This window comes from Solwaraspora sp. WMMA2056 (assembly GCF_030345095.1).
Classification (GTDB): Bacteria; Actinomycetota; Actinomycetes; order Mycobacteriales; family Micromonosporaceae; genus Micromonospora_E.
The window spans coordinates 2706270-2725173 of sequence record NZ_CP128360.1 but is presented as its reverse complement, the minus strand read 5'-3'; the positions used below and the strand labels follow the sequence as shown (position 1 = coordinate 2725173).

16 protein-coding genes are annotated in these 18904 nt (G+C 72.1%); 8 read left to right on the top strand and 8 right to left on the bottom strand.

What is annotated here, in order from left to right:
- Window positions 1-7: 7 nt before the first annotated feature.
- On the top strand, window positions 8-1018 hold the full coding sequence (locus O7608_RS12470; protein ID WP_289210111.1) for a class F sortase: 1011 nt from the start codon (window positions 8-10) through the stop codon (window positions 1016-1018).
- Between the two features lie 11 nt (window positions 1019-1029).
- On the opposite strand, the gene O7608_RS12465 is transcribed toward O7608_RS12470, so the two are convergent.
- Window positions 1030-1566: an HNH endonuclease gene (locus O7608_RS12465; protein ID WP_289210110.1), complete on the bottom strand. Its 537-nt coding sequence runs from the start codon at window positions 1564-1566 to the stop codon at window positions 1030-1032.
- A gap of 261 nt (window positions 1567-1827) precedes the next feature.
- Here O7608_RS12465 and O7608_RS12460 point away from each other — a divergent pair, with 261 nt between their 5' ends.
- From O7608_RS12460 to O7608_RS12440, 5 genes are all read left to right on the top strand, one after another.
- The gene (locus tag O7608_RS12460; protein WP_289210109.1) at window positions 1828-2877 is read left to right on the top strand and encodes a mechanosensitive ion channel family protein; all 1050 of its coding nucleotides are present in this window, start codon (window positions 1828-1830) and stop codon (window positions 2875-2877) included.
- Between the two features lie 52 nt (window positions 2878-2929).
- Window positions 2930-3511, top strand: coding sequence for an IS607 family transposase (locus O7608_RS12455; protein WP_289210108.1), 582 nt, complete (start codon window positions 2930-2932; stop codon window positions 3509-3511).
- Window positions 3508-4881 carry an IS607 family element RNA-guided endonuclease TnpB gene (tnpB, locus tag O7608_RS12450; RefSeq protein WP_289210107.1) on the top strand — a complete coding sequence of 458 codons (1374 nt, stop codon included), beginning with the start codon at window positions 3508-3510 and terminating at the stop codon, window positions 4879-4881. Before O7608_RS12455 ends, tnpB begins: the two co-directional genes overlap by 4 nt.
- A 288-nt stretch (window positions 4882-5169) precedes the next feature.
- Window positions 5170-6636 carry an MFS transporter gene (locus tag O7608_RS12445; protein ID WP_289210106.1) on the top strand — a complete coding sequence of 489 codons (1467 nt, stop codon included), beginning with the start codon at window positions 5170-5172 and terminating at the stop codon, window positions 6634-6636.
- Between the two features lie 45 nt (window positions 6637-6681).
- Window positions 6682-7152 (top strand): globin, encoded by a 471-nt coding sequence (locus O7608_RS12440; protein WP_289210105.1) that lies wholly within the window; start codon window positions 6682-6684, stop codon window positions 7150-7152.
- Between the two features lie 69 nt (window positions 7153-7221).
- Here the strand turns inward: O7608_RS12440 and O7608_RS12435 are convergent, their stop codons facing one another.
- The 4 genes from O7608_RS12435 to ettA form a co-directional block, all read right to left on the bottom strand.
- The gene (locus tag O7608_RS12435; RefSeq protein WP_289210104.1) at window positions 7222-7860 is read right to left on the bottom strand and encodes a type III secretion system chaperone family protein; all 639 of its coding nucleotides are present in this window, start codon (window positions 7858-7860) and stop codon (window positions 7222-7224) included.
- Between the two features lie 129 nt (window positions 7861-7989).
- The gene (locus O7608_RS12430; RefSeq protein ID WP_289210103.1) at window positions 7990-8784 is read right to left on the bottom strand and encodes a DUF8010 domain-containing protein; all 795 of its coding nucleotides are present in this window, start codon (window positions 8782-8784) and stop codon (window positions 7990-7992) included.
- The gene (locus O7608_RS12425; protein ID WP_289210871.1) at window positions 8784-9239 is read right to left on the bottom strand and encodes an acyl-CoA thioesterase; all 456 of its coding nucleotides are present in this window, start codon (window positions 9237-9239) and stop codon (window positions 8784-8786) included. The genes O7608_RS12430 and O7608_RS12425 overlap by 1 nt, the downstream gene beginning before the upstream one ends.
- 49 nt (window positions 9240-9288) lie before the next feature.
- Window positions 9289-10965, bottom strand: a complete 1677-nt coding sequence (ettA, locus tag O7608_RS12420; protein WP_289210102.1) for an energy-dependent translational throttle protein EttA — start codon at window positions 10963-10965, stop codon at window positions 9289-9291.
- A gap of 390 nt (window positions 10966-11355) precedes the next feature.
- Here ettA and O7608_RS12415 point away from each other — a divergent pair, with 390 nt between their 5' ends.
- Window positions 11356-12753 (top strand): alpha,alpha-trehalose-phosphate synthase (UDP-forming), encoded by a 1398-nt coding sequence (locus O7608_RS12415; protein WP_289210101.1) that lies wholly within the window; start codon window positions 11356-11358, stop codon window positions 12751-12753.
- Window positions 12754-15363: a trehalose-phosphatase gene (otsB, locus tag O7608_RS12410; protein WP_289210100.1), complete on the top strand. Its 2610-nt coding sequence runs from the start codon at window positions 12754-12756 to the stop codon at window positions 15361-15363. It abuts the gene before it with no gap.
- 107 nt (window positions 15364-15470) lie between these two features.
- On the opposite strand, the gene cobA is transcribed toward otsB, so the two are convergent.
- From cobA to cobC, 3 genes are read right to left on the bottom strand one after another with little or no spacing between them, the layout of a single operon-like run.
- Window positions 15471-16703, bottom strand: a complete 1233-nt coding sequence (gene cobA, locus O7608_RS12405) for a uroporphyrinogen-III C-methyltransferase (protein WP_289210099.1) — start codon at window positions 16701-16703, stop codon at window positions 15471-15473.
- Window positions 16700-17749 (bottom strand): nicotinate-nucleotide--dimethylbenzimidazole phosphoribosyltransferase, encoded by a 1050-nt coding sequence (gene cobT / locus O7608_RS12400; protein WP_289210098.1) that lies wholly within the window; start codon window positions 17747-17749, stop codon window positions 16700-16702. The genes cobA and cobT overlap by 4 nt, the downstream gene beginning before the upstream one ends.
- Entirely contained in the window at window positions 17749-18852 is a 1104-nt protein-coding gene (gene cobC / locus O7608_RS12395; RefSeq protein WP_289210097.1) for an Rv2231c family histidinol phosphate aminotransferase CobC, read from the bottom strand. The genes cobT and cobC overlap by 1 nt, the downstream gene beginning before the upstream one ends.
- Window positions 18853-18904: the final 52 nt, after the last annotated feature.

Sequence of the window (18904 nt, the reverse complement as noted above, 5' to 3'; positions counted from 1 at the left end):
CGGCCAGATGGCCGCCCGTCGCGCACCGTCGCAGGACCGGCTGTACGGCGCTCTGGTGTCGGTGCTGGCTCAGATCGGCACAGCCGGGACCACCGCGCACACGGTCACGCCACGGGTGAGCACCTACGGCCGGCCCAGGCCGGCCTCGGATGCCGACGGTCCGGTGGTGCCACTGCCGGCGATCCCGGGTACCGCCCGGGGCATCGCCCGGGCACCGGTGCGCGGGGTGGCCGCCGTAGCGGCCTCGCAGCCCACCGGCCCGCCGGGCCGCTCCCGGGCGGCCGACCGGTCCGCACCGGCCCGGCGGCGCGGCTCCGGCGCCCACCGGGGCTGGCCGTGGGGTCGCCGGCGCGGTCGGGCCGGTGTCGGGCAGGTCGCGGGTGCCGCCGGGCGGGCCCGATCAGGTACGCCCCGGTTGCGCCCGGTGGCCCTGGTGCTGATCGTCGTCGGGGTGTTCGTCGCCGGGTTCGGCTTCGAACGGGTCACCGGCACGCCGCTGGCGCGGTGGCTGCCGGGCGGGGAGCGCCACGTCAGCCGGGAACACCCGCCGATGGCGGCCAGTGACCCGGTCAGCCTGACCATTCCGTCGCTGCGGCTGCAGGCGGCGGTGCACGACGTCGGGTTGGCCGACGACGGCACGATCGCCGTACCGGAGCTGAACCGGCACAACGAGGCCGGCTGGTACGTGGCGAGCCCGACGCCGGGCGAGAACGGCCCGGCGGTGATCGTCGGACACGTCGACACCACCACCGGGCCGTCGGTGTTCTACCAGGCGAGCACGCTGCAGCCGGGTGCGAAGATCCAGATCCGGCGGATGGACGGCTCGGTGGCGGTCTTCGAGGTCAACTCGGTGGAACGGTTCGACAAGTCGTCCCTGCCGGCCGAGCGGGTGTACGCCGACTACAGCCGCGCGGGCCTGCGCCTGATCACCTGCGGCGGCCAGTGGGTGGGTGGCTCCACCGGGTACGCGGACAACGTGGTCGTCTTCGCCTCCCTGGTCGACGCCGAGGGCGGCTGAGCCGGCCCGGTTCAGGCAGCGGCTTCGACCTCGGGCAGGTCCAGCCAGTCGGCCCACCGTGGATCGGGCGCCCGGTGTCCGAGCACCCGCCAGGCCGTACCCTTCGGCGCCGCCGGCGCGGTCTGCAGCCGCCAGCCCAGCTCCGCCGGTGTCCGGTCACCCTTGGTGTGGTTGCAGCGGGCACAGGCGGCGACCACGTTCTCCCAGACGTGCCGGCCGCCCCGGCTGCGGGGGAAGACGTGGTCGATGGTCTCCGCCGGGCCCCGGCAGTAGCCGCAGCGCCCGCCGTCGCGGGCGAAGATCGCCCGCCGGGACAGGCCGACATGGGTGCGGTACGGCACCCGGACGTACCGGGTCAGGCGCACCACCGACGGCACCGGCAGATGCTGCCGGGCGCTGTGCAGCATGCCCTCGCCGTCGGCGACGCAGACCGCCTTCGCGGAGAGCACGAGAATGGCGGCCCGACGCACCGACACGACACACAGCGGCTCGTACGTGGCATTGAGCACCAACGAACCGGAGCCCACCGTGGGTCGTATGTCAGGCATCCCGCTCACCCTCCCGGTTGTGTTCCCACCCGCTCCTGGCACCCGACGTGAATCGACACGATCCGACCATCGGACCGTGACCTGCGTCGGCGTGACGCCGACACCTGTGCGCCAATAGTCCCCGATAGATGACCCGAATGCACGTACTATTCGGCCGCTACCCCGTGTGCGGTCGGCGGATGGTGCGCCGATGACCTGTTGCGTCCGGTTCCACCGCCCGGGTGGGCCGCCCGCCGACCGGTGGGCGACGTACGGTACGAAATGACCGTGCAGCTGCTACCACCCGCTGACGCCGCCGGGCCACTGGCCTGGTCGGCGCAGGAGTCACCCGCGCCGACGGTGAGCCCGGAGTGCCCGCAGGACGATCCGGTCTGCAACCAGGTGTTCGACTGGACCGGCCTGCCCTGGCTGGCCGAGGGGAGTTTCTGGCTGCTGGTCAAGCCGATCCGGATCCTGTTGATCGTGATCGCGGCGGTGGTGCTGCGGTACCTGCTGCACCGGGCCATCCGGCGGTTGGTGACCAGCACCTCGACGGTGTCCGGCCCGGCGATCCTGCGCCCGCTGCGCGAACGGGTGCCACCGGTCGGACCGGTGGCGATGCCGGAGCGACGGCGGCAACGGGCCGAGGCGATCGGGTCGGTGCTGCGCAGCATGGTCAGCGCGGTGGTGTTCTCCCTCGCTGTCCTGCTGATCCTCGGCGAGCTGAGCTTCAACCTCGCCCCGCTGCTGGCCAGCGCCGGCATCGCCGGCATCGCGTTGGGCTTCGGGGCGCAGGCGCTGGTGAAGGATCTGCTCTCCGGCCTGTTCATGCTGCTGGAGGATCAGTACGGGGTGGGTGACACGGTCGACCTCGGCGAGGCGACCGGAGTGGTGGAGGCGGTCGGCCTACGGATCACCACGGTCCGCGACGCCCGTGGCGTGCTCTGGTACATCCGCAACGGGGAGATCATCCGGGTCGGCAACAAGAGCCAGGGCTGGGCGATGGTCGTGGTCGACATGCCGATCGGCTTCGCCGACCCGGAGCAGGCCACCGCGGTACTGCGTACCGCCGCTCTGGGGGTGGCCGCCGACGGTGAGTTCGCCGACCATTTCGTCGAGCCGCCCGACGTACTCGGCGTGGAACAGATCACGATCGACGGCGCGGTGATCCGTACGGTCGCCAAGACCACCGCGGAGGGCCAGTTCACTGTGGGTAGGCAGTTGCGCCGCCAGTTGGCCGCCGCGTTGCAGACCTCCGGGATCTCGGCGCAGATCGCCGCCGGGCGGATGTTCGTCGCCCGTGGGTCGGCCGGTGAGCAGGAGGGTAGCTGACTGTTGGCGCTCCGGGCATCTATGGCGCTCTTGAAGCTGCTATGATGCTCGCGTGAACCTCAAGGAGTGGGCAGCGTCGACCGGCATCGCGTACATCACCGCTCGGCGACAGTACGCAGCCGGGACGCTGCCTGTTCCCACCTACCGGATCGGTCGACTGATCATGGTCGGTGAGCCGGTCACCGGCACGTCGGCCGAGACGGGGCAGACCGTGGTGTACGCCCGGGTGTCCTCAGCCGATCAGAAACCCGACCTGGACCGGCAAGTCGCCCGGGTCACCGTGTGGGCCACCGGGCAGAAACTCGGCGTCGACCGGGTGGTGACCGAGGTTGGATCCGCGTTGAACGGGCACCGCAAGAAGTTCCTCGCGCTGCTGCGCGACCCGAAGGTGGCAACGATCGTGGTTGAGCATCGGGACCGGTTCGCCCGGTTCGGGGCCGAGTACGTTGAGGCGGCGCTGGCCGCGCAGGGCCGCCGACTGCTGGTGGTCGACCCGGCTGAGGTCGACGATGATCTGGTCCGCGACGTGACGGAGATCCTGACGTCGTTGTGCGCCCGCCTGTACGGGCGTCGCGCTGGCGCGAACCGTGTCCGCCGGGCGGTCGAAGTCGCCACCGGGAGTGGCCCGGCGTGAAAACGATCCAGGCGTACCGGTTCGCCCTCGACCTCACCCCGCTCCAGGAACGCGACGTCCTTGCACACGCTGGGGCCGCCCGGCTCGCCCACAACTGGGCGCTCGCGAAGGTCAAGGCGGTCATGGGCCAGCGCATCGCCGAACGCTCCTACGGCGTACCAGACGAGTTGCTGACGCCATCACTGTCCTGGTCGCTGGCCGGTCTTCGGAAGGCATGGAACGCCGCGAAGCCCGAAGTCGCGCCGTGGTGGGGTGAGGTGTCGAAGGAGGCGTTCAACACCGGCCTCGACGCGCTCGCTCGCGGGTTGAGTAACTGGGCTGATTCCCGCAGCGGGAAACGCGCCGGTCGGCCGTCGGGTTTCCCCCGGTTCAAGTCCCGCCGCCGTACCACGCCCAGCGTGCGGTTCACCACCGGGGCGATCCGGGTCGAACCGGACCGCAAGCATGTGGTGCTGCCCCGGCTGGGCCGGTTGAAGTTGCACGAGTCCGCCCGCAAGCTCGCCCGCCGTATTGAAGCCGGCACCGCCCGGATCATGTCCGCGACAGTGCGTCGTGATGGCCGGCGGTGGCATGTGTCGTTCACCGTCGAGGTCGAACGCGCCGAACGCAGCCCGGCCCGACCCGGCTCGGTGGTTGGTGTGGACGTCGGTATCCGGCATCTCGCGGTGCTGTCCACCGGCGAGTTGGTCGACAACCCGCGCCACCTCGTGGCCGCGCGGCAACGGATGCATGCGCTCGGCCGGACGCTGTCGCGCAAGCAGGGCCCGGACCGGCGTACCGGACGACGTCCCTCGAAGCGGTGGGAACGGGCCGCGAGCCGGCTCGGTCGTGCTCACGCCCGGGTCGCTCATCTGCGCCGTGACGGGCTGCACAAGCTCACCACCCGACTCGCCACGACGTCCGGCACCGTTGTGGTGGAAGACCTCAACCTCACCGGCATGCTGCGCAACCGGCGGTTGGCTCGGCACGTCGCCGACGCCGGATTCGCGGAGATCCGCCGCCAGTTGGCGTACAAGACCGGATGGAACGGCGGCCGGCTTGTGGTGGCCGACCGCTGGTACCCGTCCAGCAAGACCTGCTCGGGCTGTGGCACGGTGAAAACCAAGCTGGCCCTGCCCGAGCGTGAATACCGGTGTGAGGCGTGCGGTCTGGTCATCGACCGTGACCACAACGCCGCGGTGAACCTGGCCGCCCTTGCGGCGGCAACCGCCGGGAGTGGCCCGGTGGCAGCACGTCGAGCCGACCAGAAGACCCGCGCACGCGGGCAGGTGGCCGTGAAGCGTGAACCCGGCACCGCTCAAGCGGATCAGACCGGGACCGTCCTACCGCAAGGCAGGACTACCAACCGTGCGCTCACTAAAGCCCACTGAGAGGTAACGGCGGAATCGCGGGCACGGCGACCTGAGCCCGCCCGACGGCACGGCCGGCGGGGGTGGTCACCATCAGCCGATGAGCAGGGCGGCGACGCCGGATGGCGGTCTGGTTGTCATCCGTACGTTTAGTCAGAGTGACGACAAACCAGCCGTTCACACTAGCCAGATGTCACCCGATCGGGCATGATCCGGGACGAGTGTCATCGGAGTGTCACCGCCACTTCGCTCAGCCGTACGTCCGGGACGTTCCCCGGCGCACCTGCCACGAGCGGGCCGCCGAGAACGATGGAGGCGCCGTCCGTGTCCGACGAGACACACCACGCCGGGAAACCGGCCACCTTCCGCGATGTCTTCGCGGTCGGGGAGTTTCGTTTCCTGTTCGCCTCGGTGACGCTGTCCTGGGCCGGCGACTACATCGCGAAGGCCGCCGTCACGGTGCTGGTCTACCGGCAGACCCAGTCGGTCGCGCTGTCGGCGGCCGCCTTCGCGGTCAGTTTCCTGCCCTGGCTGATCGGTGGGCCGTTGCTGACCACGGTCGCTGAACGGTACCCGTACCACCGGGTCATGATCACCACCGACCTCATCCGGATGGTGCTCATCGCGCTGGTGGCGATCCCCGGACTGCCGGTGTGGGCGATGCTGGGGCTGCTCTTCTGCGCCACCCTGGCGAGCCCACCGAACCAGGCGGCCCGATCCGCGCTGATCCCGACCATCCTGACCGGCGACCGGCTGATCGTCGGGCTGTCGGTCAACGCCAGCACCAGCCAGCTCGTCCAGGTCGGCGGGTACGTCGCCGGTGCGGCCGTCGCCGCGGTCAACCCCCGTGCGGCGCTGCTGCTCAACGCCGCGACGTTCGCGCTGTCGGCGCTGGTGGTCCGGCTGGGGATCCGGGCCCGACCGGCGACGACCAGCGTCGACGGCCGTCAGCATCTGCTGCGCGAGACGGCGGAAGGGTTCCGGCTGGTGTGGGGCACCGACGTCCTGCGCGCCATCGCGGTACTGGTGTGGACGGTTCCGTTGTTCGCGATCGTCCCCGAAGGGCTGGCGGCCGCGTGGGCGGCCGAGTGGGCGGCCCAACCGGGCGTCGACGACGCCGACCGGGGTCTCGCCCAGGCCATGATCATGGCGGCCAGCCCGACCGGTTACATCCTCGGTGGCCTGCTCATCGGCCGGTTCGTCCGGCCGGACCGACGCAGCCGACTGATCCGACCGTTCGCGGTGCTCGCCCCACTCGTGCTGGCCCCGGTGATGTTCGACCCCAGTCCCGTCGTGGTGGCTGCGCTGGCCGCCGTCTGCGGCTTCGCGGTGGCCGGGCTGCTGCCGGTGACCAACGGGTTGTTCGTCCGGGCCCTGCCCCAGGGCTACCGTGCCCGCGCGTTCGGGGTGGTGGCGACCGGGATGCAGGTCAGCCAGGGCACGGCGGTGCTGCTCACCGGGGTGCTCGCCGACCGCTTCGACATCCCCACGGTGGTCGGGTTGTGGAGCCTGGCCGGGGCGATCGTGGTCTCGCTGGCGCTGCTGCGGTGGCCGGACGCGGAGCGCTTCGACGCCGCTGCCGCCGCGGTCGCGGTCGCCGAGACGACGACGCCGCCGACCGCCGGCGCGACGGGTTCGGCCGGCAGCGGGCCGACGGGATCGGCGGTCGGGCGGCTGGTGCCACGGAGTCGACCCGACCAACACGCCGGGAGCGCTGGCCAGAACCGGGCCGGCGGCGCCGGCGACCAGCCGCCGAGCCAGGTCGGCAGCGCCTGACGGACCCGGGCCGACCGCCCGCGCCCCGGCTGGCAGGATGGAAGCGTGACAGCGTCCGATCCCGCCACCGGTGCCTCCGGCACGCCGCCCGCCGCCGGCGACCCGGCGGCGACCTTCTTCACCGCCGTCGGCGGCGAGCCGACCTTCCGTCGTCTCGTGGACGAGTTCTACGCCGGCGTCGCCGACGATCCGTTGCTGCGGCCGATGTACCCGGAGGCGGATCTGGGACCGGCTGCGGAGCGGCTGACGCTGTTCCTGATGCAGTACTGGGGCGGTCCGGGTACCTACTCCCAGCAGCGGGGCCATCCGAGGCTACGGATGCGCCACGCGCCGTACCGGATCGGAGTCGCGGAGCGGGACGCGTGGCTGCGGCACATGCGCCGGGCGGTCGACCGGCTGCAGCTGCATCCTGAGCTCGCCAGCCTGCTCTGGGACTACCTCGAGCGGGCCGCGTACTTCATGGTGAACGAGATGGAGCCGACCCAGCCGCCCGGGCGCGACCTGTCCGCCGGCTGACCGGGCGGTCCCGCCGCCGGCTGACGGGCAGGGCGGGTCGCGCCGGACCCGCCACCGGTGCGACGGCCGCTAGAGCAGCGCCCCCTCGTCGTGCAACCAGTCCACGAAGGTGGTCGCCACCGCAGCACCGCAGTCGAGCACCTCGACCAGTAACGCGTCGTGCGCGCCAGCGGCCAACGGGACCTGCAACTCGGCGTAGATCGGCAGCTGACCCCGGTCGGTGGGGTCGCCGACGTAGGCCTTGCAGAAGCGTCGGGTGTGGTTCCACTCGTTGACCACCCGATAGGCGCGGTCGGCCCAGTCCGGTGGCACCGTCGAGTGCGGACGGGCCCGTACCACCAGGATCTCGTCGTCCGGTCCCTCGAGGGTGAACAGCACGGCGTGCCGTTCCCACATCGCCAGCAGGCTGCCGTCGCCGTCGGCGAGATACCGGATGTCGAGCAGGTCGAGCGCGTCCCCGACGCGGCGCAGGGTCACCGGCGCGACCTGCGACGACATCTCCTTACCTGATGCCGCTGCGGGCACCGGAACCGGGCAGGGCAGCCCGGCTGGTCTGGTCGGCCCGAGTTCAGCCGCAGGCCGGACGCTCTGTTCCGGCACACGTGGCGCGGGCGGCCCCAGCCGCACACCGCTGTCCGCTCCCGACCTGCTTCGGGTACTTGTCTCTTCGGCATTCGCGTGACCGGAGCGCCACGACCACCACGGCATTATGCGCACCTCACTCCCCAGCGGATCCGAGCGCCTACATTGCGTCGGATCCGAGGCACGACGGTACCCGGATAGCCGGGCCGAGACACCCCCCCACCGGCCCCCCCGAACCAGAGGGATGATGAGGCATCAGCCGTTCGACTGATTGGCTATCGGCGCTAGCGTCAAATTGTTAACTCTTTGTGTCCAGGCGACGCCGTACGGCGCATCAAGTCCTACCCAGTTGCCTACTGTCCGGACCCGTACCACTGACGTACCACCGTCGGTCGGCCCGCCGGACACCGGCCCCGATCCCGGCTCGCGACGCCCGGCCAGGTGCCAAGATCCAACTGGCTGGCGATGGCGGGCCGGGCCGACCTTGGCCCCTAGGAAACTCATCCGTACCACCGCCTGCACCAGCGACTGACGAACCTCGACCCGCAGGGTCGGCGCGTCGTCGCCGGTCACCACGATCGCGACGTGGTCGAGCAGGGCATCGCGCAGCGCCCGCGCGCCGACCGCCCGGCCGCCGACGCCGTCGCGCTGGGCGGCCCGCAGGGTGCCGGCAGCGGCGGCGGCCACCCGGCGGACCTCGTCGGCCGGGACGGTCTCCACGGTCCGGACCGTCCCGGACGGCACCGGCCACCGCCAGGCGTCGTCGCGACGCGACGGCAGGACGCCGTCGGCACCGGCGAGCCGGGCCAGCAGATCCCCGGCGGCGACGGTCACGTCGCCGGGCCCCGGTCCGGCGACCGTCCGTTGGACCAGCACCGACCAGGGCAGCCGGGCCCAGAGCTCGGTCCGACCCGGTCCGACCGACCGCAGCCGCACGACGGCGGCGGGGTCCAGCCGGGTCAGCCGGGCGAGGAAGGCGCCGGCGTCGGCGAGCCCGGTGATCCCGTGACCGCCGGACGCCCCCGGGTCCGCCGGGGAGGCGGCGGCCATCAGTCGGCGGGCCGCACGTACGGCAGCAGGAAGGCCCGCTCGGCGTCGGTCAGCCGACGCGGCCGCCCCTGGCCGAGGTCGAACGGCACCAGGACCGACCGGGCCCGGCTGACCACCTGGTCACCGTCGAACATCTCGTACGCCACGGTGAACCGCGACGGCCGGACCTGCTCGATCCAGAGCTCGATCCGTACGCTGGGTGCCTGCTCGGCGGTGGCCCGACCCAACCGGTAGTCGACCGGACGCAGATAGTCGACCTCGTGCCGGTGGATGAGCACCCCGTCGGCGAACGAGTCGACACCCCAGGCACGGCCACCGGAGAACATCAGCGCGACCCGTGCCTCCTCGTAGAGGGTCAGGAACCGGGCGTTGTTCAGATGCCCGTACGCGTCAAGGTCCGACCAGCGCAGCGCGGCGTGGAAGGTGTAGCGCTGCCCGCCGGGTACGGCGGGCAGCGTACCGGTGGGTGCGCCACCCGCCGGTACGCTGCCCGCCGAGGCCAGGTCAGTCACGGGTGAGCTTGCGGTAGGTCACCCGGTGCGGCCGGGCCGCCTCGGCGCCCAGCCGGTCGATCTTGTTCTTCTCGTACGACTCGAAGTTGCCCTCGAACCAGAACCACTTCGCCGGGTCGGTGTCGTCACCCTCCCAGGCGAGGATGTGCGTGGCGACCCGGTCCAGGAACATCCGGTCGTGGGAGATGACCACGGCGCAGCCGGGGAACTCCAGCAGGGCGTTCTCGAGACTGGACAGGGTCTCCACGTCCAGGTCGTTGGTCGGCTCGTCGAGCAGGATGACGTTGCCGCCGATCTTCAGGGTGAGCGCGAGGTTGAGCCGGTTGCGCTCGCCACCGGAGAGCACCTTCGTCGGCTTCTGCTGGTCCGGGCCCTTGAACCCGAACGCGGCGACGTAGGCCCGCGACGGCATCTCGACCTTGCCGACCATGAGGTGGTCCAGTCCGTCGGAGACGACCTCCCAGACCGTCTTGCTGCCGTCCAGACCGGACCGGTTCTGATCGACATAGGACAGCTGTACGGTCTCGCCGACGCGCACCTGACCGCTGTCCGGCTGCTCCAGCCCGACGATGGTCTTGAACAAAGTGGTCTTGCCGACCCCGTTCGGCCCGATGATGCCGACGATGCCGTTGCGCGGCAGCGAGAAGCTCAGGTTGTCGATCAGGACCCGGTCGCCGAAGCCCTTCTTCAGGTTCACCGCCTCGATGACGGTGTTGCCCAGTCGCGGGCCCGGCGGGATCTGGATCTCCTCGAAGTCCAGCTTGCGGGTCTTCTCCGCCTCGCTGGCCATCTCCTCGTAGCGGTCGAGCCTGGCCTTGGACTTGGTCTGCCGGGCCTTGGCGTTGGAGCGGACCCACTCCAGCTCCTCGGTGAGCCGCTTCTTCATCTTGGCGTCGCGGCGGCCCTCGACCGCCAGCCGGGCGGCCTTCTTCTCCAGATAGGTGGAGTAGTTGCCCTCGTAGCCGACGGCCCGGCCCCGGTCGAGTTCGAGAATCCAGCCGGCCACGTTGTCCAGGAAGTAGCGGTCGTGGGTGATCGCCATCACGGTGCCCGCGTACTTGGCCAGGTGCTGCTCCAGCCAGCTGACGCTCTCGGCGTCCAGGTGGTTGGTGGGCTCGTCGAGCAGCAGCAGGTCCGGTGCCTCCAGCAGCAGTTTGCACAGCGCGACCCGGCGCCGCTCACCGCCGGAGAGCTGGGTCACGTCGGCGTCCGGCGGCGGGCAGCGCAGCGCGTCCATGGCCAGTTCGAGCTTGGAGTCGACGTCCCAGGCGTCGGCGTGGTCCAACTCCTCCTGCAGCCGGCCCATCTCGTCCATCAGCTCGTCGGAGTAGTCGGTCGCCATCTGCTCGGCGATCTTGTTGAACCGCTCCAGCTTCGCCTTGGTCTCGGCGACGGCCTCCTCGATGTTGCCGAGCACCGTCTTCGCGTCGTTGAGCGGCGGTTCCTGGGACAGCAGGCCGACGGTGTAGCCGGGCATCAGCCGGGCATCACCGTTGCTGGGCCGGTCCAGGCCAGCCATGATCTTGAGCAGGCTGGACTTACCGGCACCGTTCGGGCCCACCACGCCGATCTTGGCGCCGGGTAGGAAGCTGAGCGTCACGTTGTCCAGCACGACCTTGTCGCCGTGCGCCTTGCGCGCCCTCTCGAGGACGTAGATGTACTGGGCCACGGTGCGGCCTACCTCCAGAACTCTCGTGGAACCCGCCGGACGCGGGCGTCTCGCGGCTCTCGCCGACCCACCCCCGCCGCGAGCGGGCGGACTGGTGCTCATGCAGGCCCGCCCGCGAGCGGGCGGACTGGTGCTACGTCTGTACGCCGTCGTCAATCCTGACAGGTCCGGCCCCCCGACCGCATGTCACCCCACGGTGCGACCGCTCGTGAACCGGCCGCACCGGGCGCGGTGTCGCAGACCACACCATCCCCACTGGTTTCGGCGGCCGGCCCGGCTGGGCACCAGGGGCGGGAACAACTGGGACGCCAGGAGGGGGACGGGGGTCCAACCGCCTGACCCGCACAGTACGCTCATGGCGGTCCCGTAATCACCGGAGGTGTACGGAACGTGACGGTTCGGAGCTCGTTCGTAGTGGTCGCCAACCGCCTACCGGTGGACGAGGTGACCACGTCCGAAGGACGCCAGTGGCGTCGCAGCCCCGGCGGGCTGGTGACCGCCCTGCATCCGGTGCTCGCCCAGCACCATGGCACCTGGGTGGGCTGGGCCGGCGGCGCAGGAGCCGCGCCCGACCCCTTCGACCTGGAGGGCATCCGGCTGCACCCGGTGCCACTGAGCGCCGAGGAGTTGGAACGCTACTACGAAGGCCAGTCCAACGCCACCATCTGGCCGCTGTACCACGACGCGGTGGAGACGCCCGCGTTCAAACGCCGCTGGCGGGAGGCGTACCGGGTGGTCAACGCCCGGTTCGCCGAGGCGGCCGCCGAGGTCGCCGACGAGGGTGCCACCGTCTGGGTGCAGGACTACCAGTTGCAGCTGGTGCCGGCGATGCTCCGGGAGATCCGGCCCGACCTGCGCATCGGATTCTTCCTGCACATCCCGTTCCCGCCGATCGAGCTGTTCATGCAGATGCCGCAGCGGGCCGAGATCCTGCGCGGCCTGCTCGGCGCCGACCTGGTCGGCTTCCAGCAGCGGCTGGCGGCCCAGAACTTCGTCCGGCTGGCCCGGCACCTGCTGGGGCTGCGCTACGAGGGCCAGATGATCCAGGTCGACGGACGCAAGGTGAAGGCCGGCGCGTTCCCCATCTCGATCGACGTACCCGAGATGGAGCGGATGGCCCACGACCCGTCGGTGCAGGCGCGGGCCAAGCAGATCCGGGCCGAGCTGGGGGATCCGAAGACCGTCATCCTCGGGGTGGACCGACTGGACTACACCAAGGGCATCGAACTGAGGCTGAAAGCCTTCCGCGAACTTCTTGCTGACGGAAAGCTGACAGTTCCGGACGCGGTTATGGTGCAGGTCGCCACGCCCAGCCGCGAACGGGTCGAGCACTACCAGGCACTTCGGGTCAAGGTGGAGCGCGAAGTTGGTCGGATTAATGGTGAATTCGGCCGGGTGGGTGTGCCCGCCGTGCACTACCTGCACCAGTCGTACAGTCGCAGTGAACTCGCCGCGCTCTACCGCGCGGCCGATGTGATGATGGTGACACCACTGCGAGACGGAATGAACCTGGTGGCCAAGGAGTACGTCGCGGCTCGCGCCGACACCGGCGGGGCACTCGTGCTCAGCGAGTTCGCCGGTGCCGCGACGGAGCTGCGGCAAGCGTTCCTGTGCAACCCGCACGACCCGGACGGCGTCAAGGACGCGTTGCTGCGGGCGGTGCACGTCGACAGTTCCGAGGCCCGGCGGCGGATGCGGATCATGCAACGCCACCTACGGACCCATGACGTCGGCCACTGGGCCCGCTCCTTCCTCACAGAACTCGGTGTGCCCGAGACGGAGGAATGAATGAAAACGTCCGTCCTTGACGGGGACGTACGCGCGGCCGCGGACCGGATCGATCCCGAGCTGCGCGCGGCGATCGGGCGGATCGCCCGGATGCCGATACTCCTGGTTGCCTGCGACTACGACGGCACCCTCGCGCCGATCGTCGAGGACCCGGCCAAGGCCGTGCCGCTGCCGGAGTCGGTCGCGGCGGTACGCGCGTTGGCCGCCCTGCCACAGACCACCGTCGCGGTGGTCTCCAGCCGGGCGCTGCGTGACCTGGCCGCACTGTCGCGGCTGCCCAGCGAGGTCCACCTGGTCGGCAGCCACGGTTCCGAGTTCGACATCGGCTTCGTCGAACGGCTCGCCCCCGAGCAGTTGCAGGTGCACTCCCAGCTCAAGCGGGAGCTACGGCAGCTGATCAAGGACCGGCCGGGAATCCGGCTGGAGGTCAAACCGGCCAGCGTGGCGGTGCACACCCGGGGTGCCGACCCGCAGGTCGCCGCCGAGGTGGTCGACGCGGTCCGGTCCGGCCCGGCCAGCTGGCCCGACGTCACCGTGACCCAGGGCAAGGAGGTGGTCGAGCTGTCGGTGGTCGCCACCGACAAGGGCACCGCCCTGGACCAGATCCGGACCCAGACCTCCGCCAGCGCAGTGCTGTTCATCGGCGACTCGATCACCGACGAGAGCGCCTTCGCCAACCTGCACGGCCCGGACGTCGGCGTCAAGATCGGCGACGGCGAGACCCGGGCGGACTTCCGGGTGGCCGAGCCGATCGACGCCGCCCGGCTGCTCGGCGTACTGCTGGAGACCCGACGCAACTGGCTCTACGGCGAGCACGCCGTACCGATCGAGCGGCACTCGATGCTCGCCAACGGACGCACCATCGCGCTGCTCACCCCGGACGCCAGGGTCACCTGGCTGTGCCACCCCCGGCCGGACTCGTCGGCGATCTTCGCCGACCTGCTCGGCGGGGCACCGGCCGGCCACTTCACCGTCGCCCCGGCCCGGGGCGGACTGCCGCTGGGGCAGCGCTACCGGCCCGGCACGATGACCGTGGAGACCCGCTGGTCCGGGTTGACCGTCACCGACTGGCTCGACCTGCCCACCGCCGAGCCGGCCGCCGACGACACCGTCGTCCCCGGCGCCGACTCCACCCTGGTGCGGGTGCTCACCGGCACCGGCCAGGCCCAGCTGGAGTTCGCGCCCCGGCCCGAGTTCGGTCAGGTCGCCGTCCAGCTGCAGCCGCTCGGCGACGGGCTGCTGGTGCTCGGCTCCAACGAACCGGTCGCGCTCTACTCCCCCGGCGTGGAGTGGAAGGTCGTCGACGACGGCGGCCGGGAGACCGCCCGGGCCCTGGTCGACCTGGCCGCGCTCGGCGGGATGCTCACCATGGAGCTGCGGTTCGGCTCGCACAGCCTGGAGCACCACACCGTACCGGTGCAGCAGCGGCAGTCCGCCGCCGAACAGCCCTGGCGGGACTGGGTCCGCGAGCTGAAGCTGCCCAGCACCGGCCGGGAACTGGTCACCCGCAGCGCGTTGACGCTGCGCGGGCTGTGCCACGAGGCGACCGGGTCGATCCTCGCCGCCGCGACCACCTCCCTGCCGGAGGAGCTCGGCGGGGTCCGCAACTGGGACTACCGCTACTGCTGGCTACGCGACGCGGCGATGAGCGCCCGCGCGCTGGTCGACCTCGGCTCGCTGACCGAGGCCGAGGCGTTCCTGCGCTGGGTGGACGGCTGTGTGGAACGCACCGGCGGGCACCCGGAGCGGCTGCACCCGCTCTACACGGTCGAGGGTTTCGAGCTGGGCGCCGAGGCGGTCATCGACACCCTGCCCGGTTACGCCGGTTCCCGCCCGGTCCGGGTCGGCAACCTGGCCAACCATCAGCTGCAGCTCGACGTGTTCGGTCCGATCGCCGACCTGCTCGCGGTGGTCGCCGACGCGCGCGGATCCGTCCGCGACGACGAGTGGCGGGTGCTGGAGGCGATGGTGCAGGCGGTGGAGCGCCGCTGGCACGAGCCCGACCACGGCCTGTGGGAGGCGCGACTCGCCCCCCGGCACCACGTCTTCTCCAAGGTGATGTGCTGGATGACGGTGGACCGGGCGCTGCACATGGTGCGCCGTCACGGCGGCGGCGAACGGCCCGAGTGGGTCGAGCTGCGCGACCGGATCGGGCACAACGTGCTGGAGTACGGCTGGCACGAGAAGGCCGGCGCGTACACGGTCGCCTACGGCGACGAGGAGATGGACGCCTCGTCGCTGTGGATCGGGTTGTCCGGGCTGCTGCCCGACGACGACCCCCGGTTCCTGGCCACCGTCCTGAAGGTCGAGGCCGACCTGCGCAGCGGCCCGGTCGTCTACCGCTACCGCTGGGACGACGGCCTGCCCGGCCGGGAGGGCGGATTCCACATCTGCACCGCCTGGCTGATCGAGGCGTACCTGCGGACCGGTCGGCGCAGCGACGCCGAGGAACTGTTCGAGCAGATGATCGACACCGCCGGTCCGACCGGCCTGCTGCCCGAGCAGTACGACCCGATGGCCGAGCGCGGACTGGGCAACCATCCGCAGGCGTACAGCCATCTGGGTCTGATCCGGTGCGCCCTGCTGCTGGACGACATGCTCACGCTCTGACCGGGTGAAGGTCCGGCGCGTCCGCCGTCGCGCGGCGCGCCGGACCGACCTCAGCGCCGGACCAGGCCTTCAGGGCCCAGTTTGGCCGTCAGCGCGCAGGACCGGCTTCAGCCGGCGTCCGGGCGCAGCGCGTGCACCACGTCGCCGACCACCACCACCGCCGGCGGCCGCAGCCCGGCGGCCGCGACGTCGCCGGCCACGGCGGCCAACGTGGACGTCAGCGCCCGCTCGGCGCCGGTGGTCGCCTCCTGCACCACCGCCACCGGGGTGTCCCCGCTGCGACCGTTGGTCAGCAACGTGTCGGTGATCGCCGACAGGTTCTTCAGCCCCATCAGGACCACCAGGGTGCCGCGCAGCCGGGCCAGTGCCGGCCAGTCCACCAGGGACAGCCGGTGTCCCGGCGGCAGATGCCCGGAGACCACGGTGAACTCGTGGGCTACGCCGCGATGGGTCACCGGCACGCCGGCGGCGGCGGGCGCGGCGATCGAGCTGGTCACCCCCGGCACCACGCAGACCGGTACGCCGGCCTCGACGCAGGCGAGCAGCTCCTCCCCGCCGCGACCGAAGACGTACGGGTCGCCGCCCTTGAGCCGCACCACGGTCGCCCCGGTGCGGGCCCGGTCGACCAGGATCCGGTTGATCTCCTCCTGGGCGGCGGCCGGACCGTACGGGATCTTCGCCGCGTCGATCAGCTCCACCCGGGCCGGCAGCTCGTCCAGCAGCAGGCCGGGGACCAGCCGGTCGGCGACGACGACGTCGGCCTCGGCGAGCAGCCGTCGGCCCTTCACGGTGATCAGCTCGGGGTCGCCGGGGCCGGCGCCGATCAGCACCACCCGGCCGGTGGTCGACCCGGCGGACGCCGGGGCCGGCGCCGGGTCGGCGACCGGGATGCTGCCGTCGGCGAGCCGCTGACCGATCGCGTCACGGACCCGGACCGCCCGCTGCGGATCGCCGCCACCGAGCACCGCGACGGTCACCGGACCGTGCCGGGTGACCGCCGGGGTCCAGGCGGTGGCCTCGGTGCGGTCGTCGGCCCGTACGCAGAAGACCCGGCGTGGCTCGGCGGCAGCGCTCACCTCGGCGGCGGCAGCCGCGTCGTCCACGGCGACCTGGGCCAGCCAGACCCCGTCGAGGTCGGCCGGCTCGAACCGGCGCGGCCGCCAGTCCACCCGGCCTGCGGTCACCAGGCCGTGCAGCGTCGGGGTCAGTTCCGGTGACACCACGAGTACGTCGGCCCCGGCGTCCAGCAGCGCCGGGACCCGTCGGGTGGCGACGGTGCCGCCGCCGACCACCAGCACCCGGCGGCCGGCCAGGCGCAGCCCCAGGGGGTACAGGTTCACTTCTCGGAGACTCCCGCCGCGTCGAAGGTGGCCACCTCGTGCAGGACCCGGACCGCGCTGGCCACGATCGGCCAGGCGAGCAGGGCGCCGGTGCCCTCCCCCAGGCGCAGCCCCAGATCGACCAGTGGCTGCAGGCCGAGGTGCCGCAGCCCTACCGTAGCGCCCGGCTCCACCGAGCGGTGCCCGGCGACCATCGCGCCGGTGGCCGCCGGGGCGAGCGACGCCGCCGCGAGCGACGCCGCGACCGCGCTGACCCCGTCGACGATCACCGGGATCCGGCGGGCGGCGGCACCGAGGATGAAGCCGCTGAGCGCGGCGTGCTCCAGTCCACCGATCGCGGAGAGCACACCGATCGGATCGACCGGGTCGGGCCGGTGCCGGCGCAGGGCCGCCGCGACGACGGCGACCTTGTGCCGGTACGTCTCGTCGTCCACCCCGGTGCCCCGGCCGGTGACCTCGGCGGCGTCGGCACCGGTGAAGCCGGCGACCAGCGCGGCGGCGGCGGTGGTGTTGGCGATGCCCATGTCGCCGGTGAGCAGCACCCGCGCACCGGCGGCGTGCAGGTCCGCCGCGACACGCAGGCCGACGTCGATGGCGGCCCGGGCCTCGTCGACGGTCATCGCCGGGCCGCTAGACAGGTCGGCCGTACCGGGCCGGATCCGGGCCTGGACCAGGCCGTCCGCCGGCTCCAGCACGGTGGCGACCCCGACGTCGACCACGGTGACGCTCGCCCCGACCTGCCGGGCGAAGGCGTTGACGACCGCGCCACCGGCCAGGAAGTTGGCCACCATCTGGGCGGTGACCTCCTGCGGCCAGCCGGTCACCCCGTGGCGGTGCACGCCGTGGTCGGCGGCGAAGATCGCCACCGCGGCCGGTTCGGGCAGCGGCGGTGGGCACGCACCGGCGAGCCCGGCCAGCCGCACCGACAGCTCCTCCAGGACGCCGAGTGAGCCGGCGGGTTTGGTCAGCCGGGCGTGCAGCGCCCGGGCCTGTGCCATCGCGTCGTCGTCGAGTGGTCGGATCGCGGCCAGGGCCGTGTCGAGCATCAGTCCTCCAGGGTCGCGCGCAGCACGTGGACGAACGCGTCGGTGGTGGCAGTGTCCCGTACCGCCACCCGCAGCCAGTCGGGGCCCAGTCCGGGGAAGGTGTCGCCTCGGCGTACCGCCCAGCCCTGCTGGCGCAACCGGCGGCGGACCTGATCGGCGCCGACGAGATGGAGCAGCACGAAGGCGCTGGCCGGGGTGCCGGCGACGGTGACGCCGGGCAGTTCCCGAAGCCGGCGGAGCAGGTGGCCGCGGTCGGCGGCGAGCGTGGCGGCGTACCGGCGTTCGGCCCCGACCGCCCGGCGGCTGGCGCAGATCTCGGCGGCGACCAGCGCCGGGGTGGCGACCGGCCACAGCGGCGCGACCGCCGCGAGGCGGGCCAGCAGTGCGGCCGGGCCGAGCAGGTAGCCGATGCGCAGCCCGGCCAGGGCCCAGGTCTTGGTGAGGCTGCGGACCACCACCAGGCCGGGCAGGTCGCGGCGGTCGGCCAGCGACTGTGGTTCGCCCGGTACGCCGGCGGCGCAGGTGGTGTCGGCGAAGGCCTCGTCGACGACGACGGTCCGGCCGGGCCGGGTGAGGGCGGCGATCGTGTCGGCCGGGTGCAGCACCGACGTCGGGTTGGTCGGGTTGCCGATGAAGACCAGGTCGGCGTCGGCGGGGATCCGCGCCGGGTCGAGGGTGAAGCCGGTGTCGGGGCGTAGCAGCACCCGGTCGACCCGGTGTCCGGCGGCGCGCAGGGCGGCCTCCGGCTCGGTGAACTGCGGGTGCACCACCACCGGGTGGCGGGCGTCGCGCAGTGCCTGGGCGAGCAGCACGAAGCCCTGGGCGGCACCGGCGGTGAGCAGGACCTCGTCGGGCGGGCGGGTGTGCCGGGCGGCGACGGCGGCGCGGGCGGGCCGTTGGTCGGGGTAGCGGGCCAGGTCGCCGAGGCTGGCCCGGACCGGCGCGAGCAGCCAGTGGGGTGGTTCGCCGACGCGGACGTTGACCGCGAGGTCGACCAGGCCGGGGGTGGCGTCGACGTCGCCGTGGTGCCCCAGGTCGTACTCGGGTGGCTGGCCGCGCTGGGCCGGCTGGCCGTCCTCCGGTGTCCGATCCGACTGCTGCATGACGGGGATCATGCCCGCCCGGAGGGGGTGAAATCGACGAAGGGTGACGCTT

What these genes read in the sequence shown, in the direction of transcription:
- O7608_RS12470 (WP_289210111.1), top strand. Translation starts at nt 8, where the DNA reads ATGGCCGCCCGTCGCGCACCGTCGCAGGACCGGCTGTACGGCGCTCTG.
- O7608_RS12465 (WP_289210110.1), bottom strand. Translation starts at nt 1,566, where the DNA reads ATGCCTGACATACGACCCACGGTGGGCTCCGGTTCGTTGGTGCTCAAT.
- O7608_RS12460 (WP_289210109.1), top strand. Translation starts at nt 1,828, where the DNA reads ATGACCGTGCAGCTGCTACCACCCGCTGACGCCGCCGGGCCACTGGCC.
- O7608_RS12445 (WP_289210106.1), top strand. Translation starts at nt 5,170, where the DNA reads ATGGAGGCGCCGTCCGTGTCCGACGAGACACACCACGCCGGGAAACCG.
- O7608_RS12435 (WP_289210104.1), bottom strand. Translation starts at nt 7,860, where the DNA reads ATGCCGTGGTGGTCGTGGCGCTCCGGTCACGCGAATGCCGAAGAGACA.
- O7608_RS12430 (WP_289210103.1), bottom strand. Translation starts at nt 8,784, where the DNA reads ATGGCCGCCGCCTCCCCGGCGGACCCGGGGGCGTCCGGCGGTCACGGG.
- otsB (WP_289210100.1), top strand. Translation starts at nt 12,754, where the DNA reads ATGAAAACGTCCGTCCTTGACGGGGACGTACGCGCGGCCGCGGACCGG.
- cobT (WP_289210098.1), bottom strand. Translation starts at nt 17,749, where the DNA reads ATGCTCGACACGGCCCTGGCCGCGATCCGACCACTCGACGACGACGCG.
- cobC (WP_289210097.1), bottom strand. Translation starts at nt 18,852, where the DNA reads ATGCAGCAGTCGGATCGGACACCGGAGGACGGCCAGCCGGCCCAGCGC.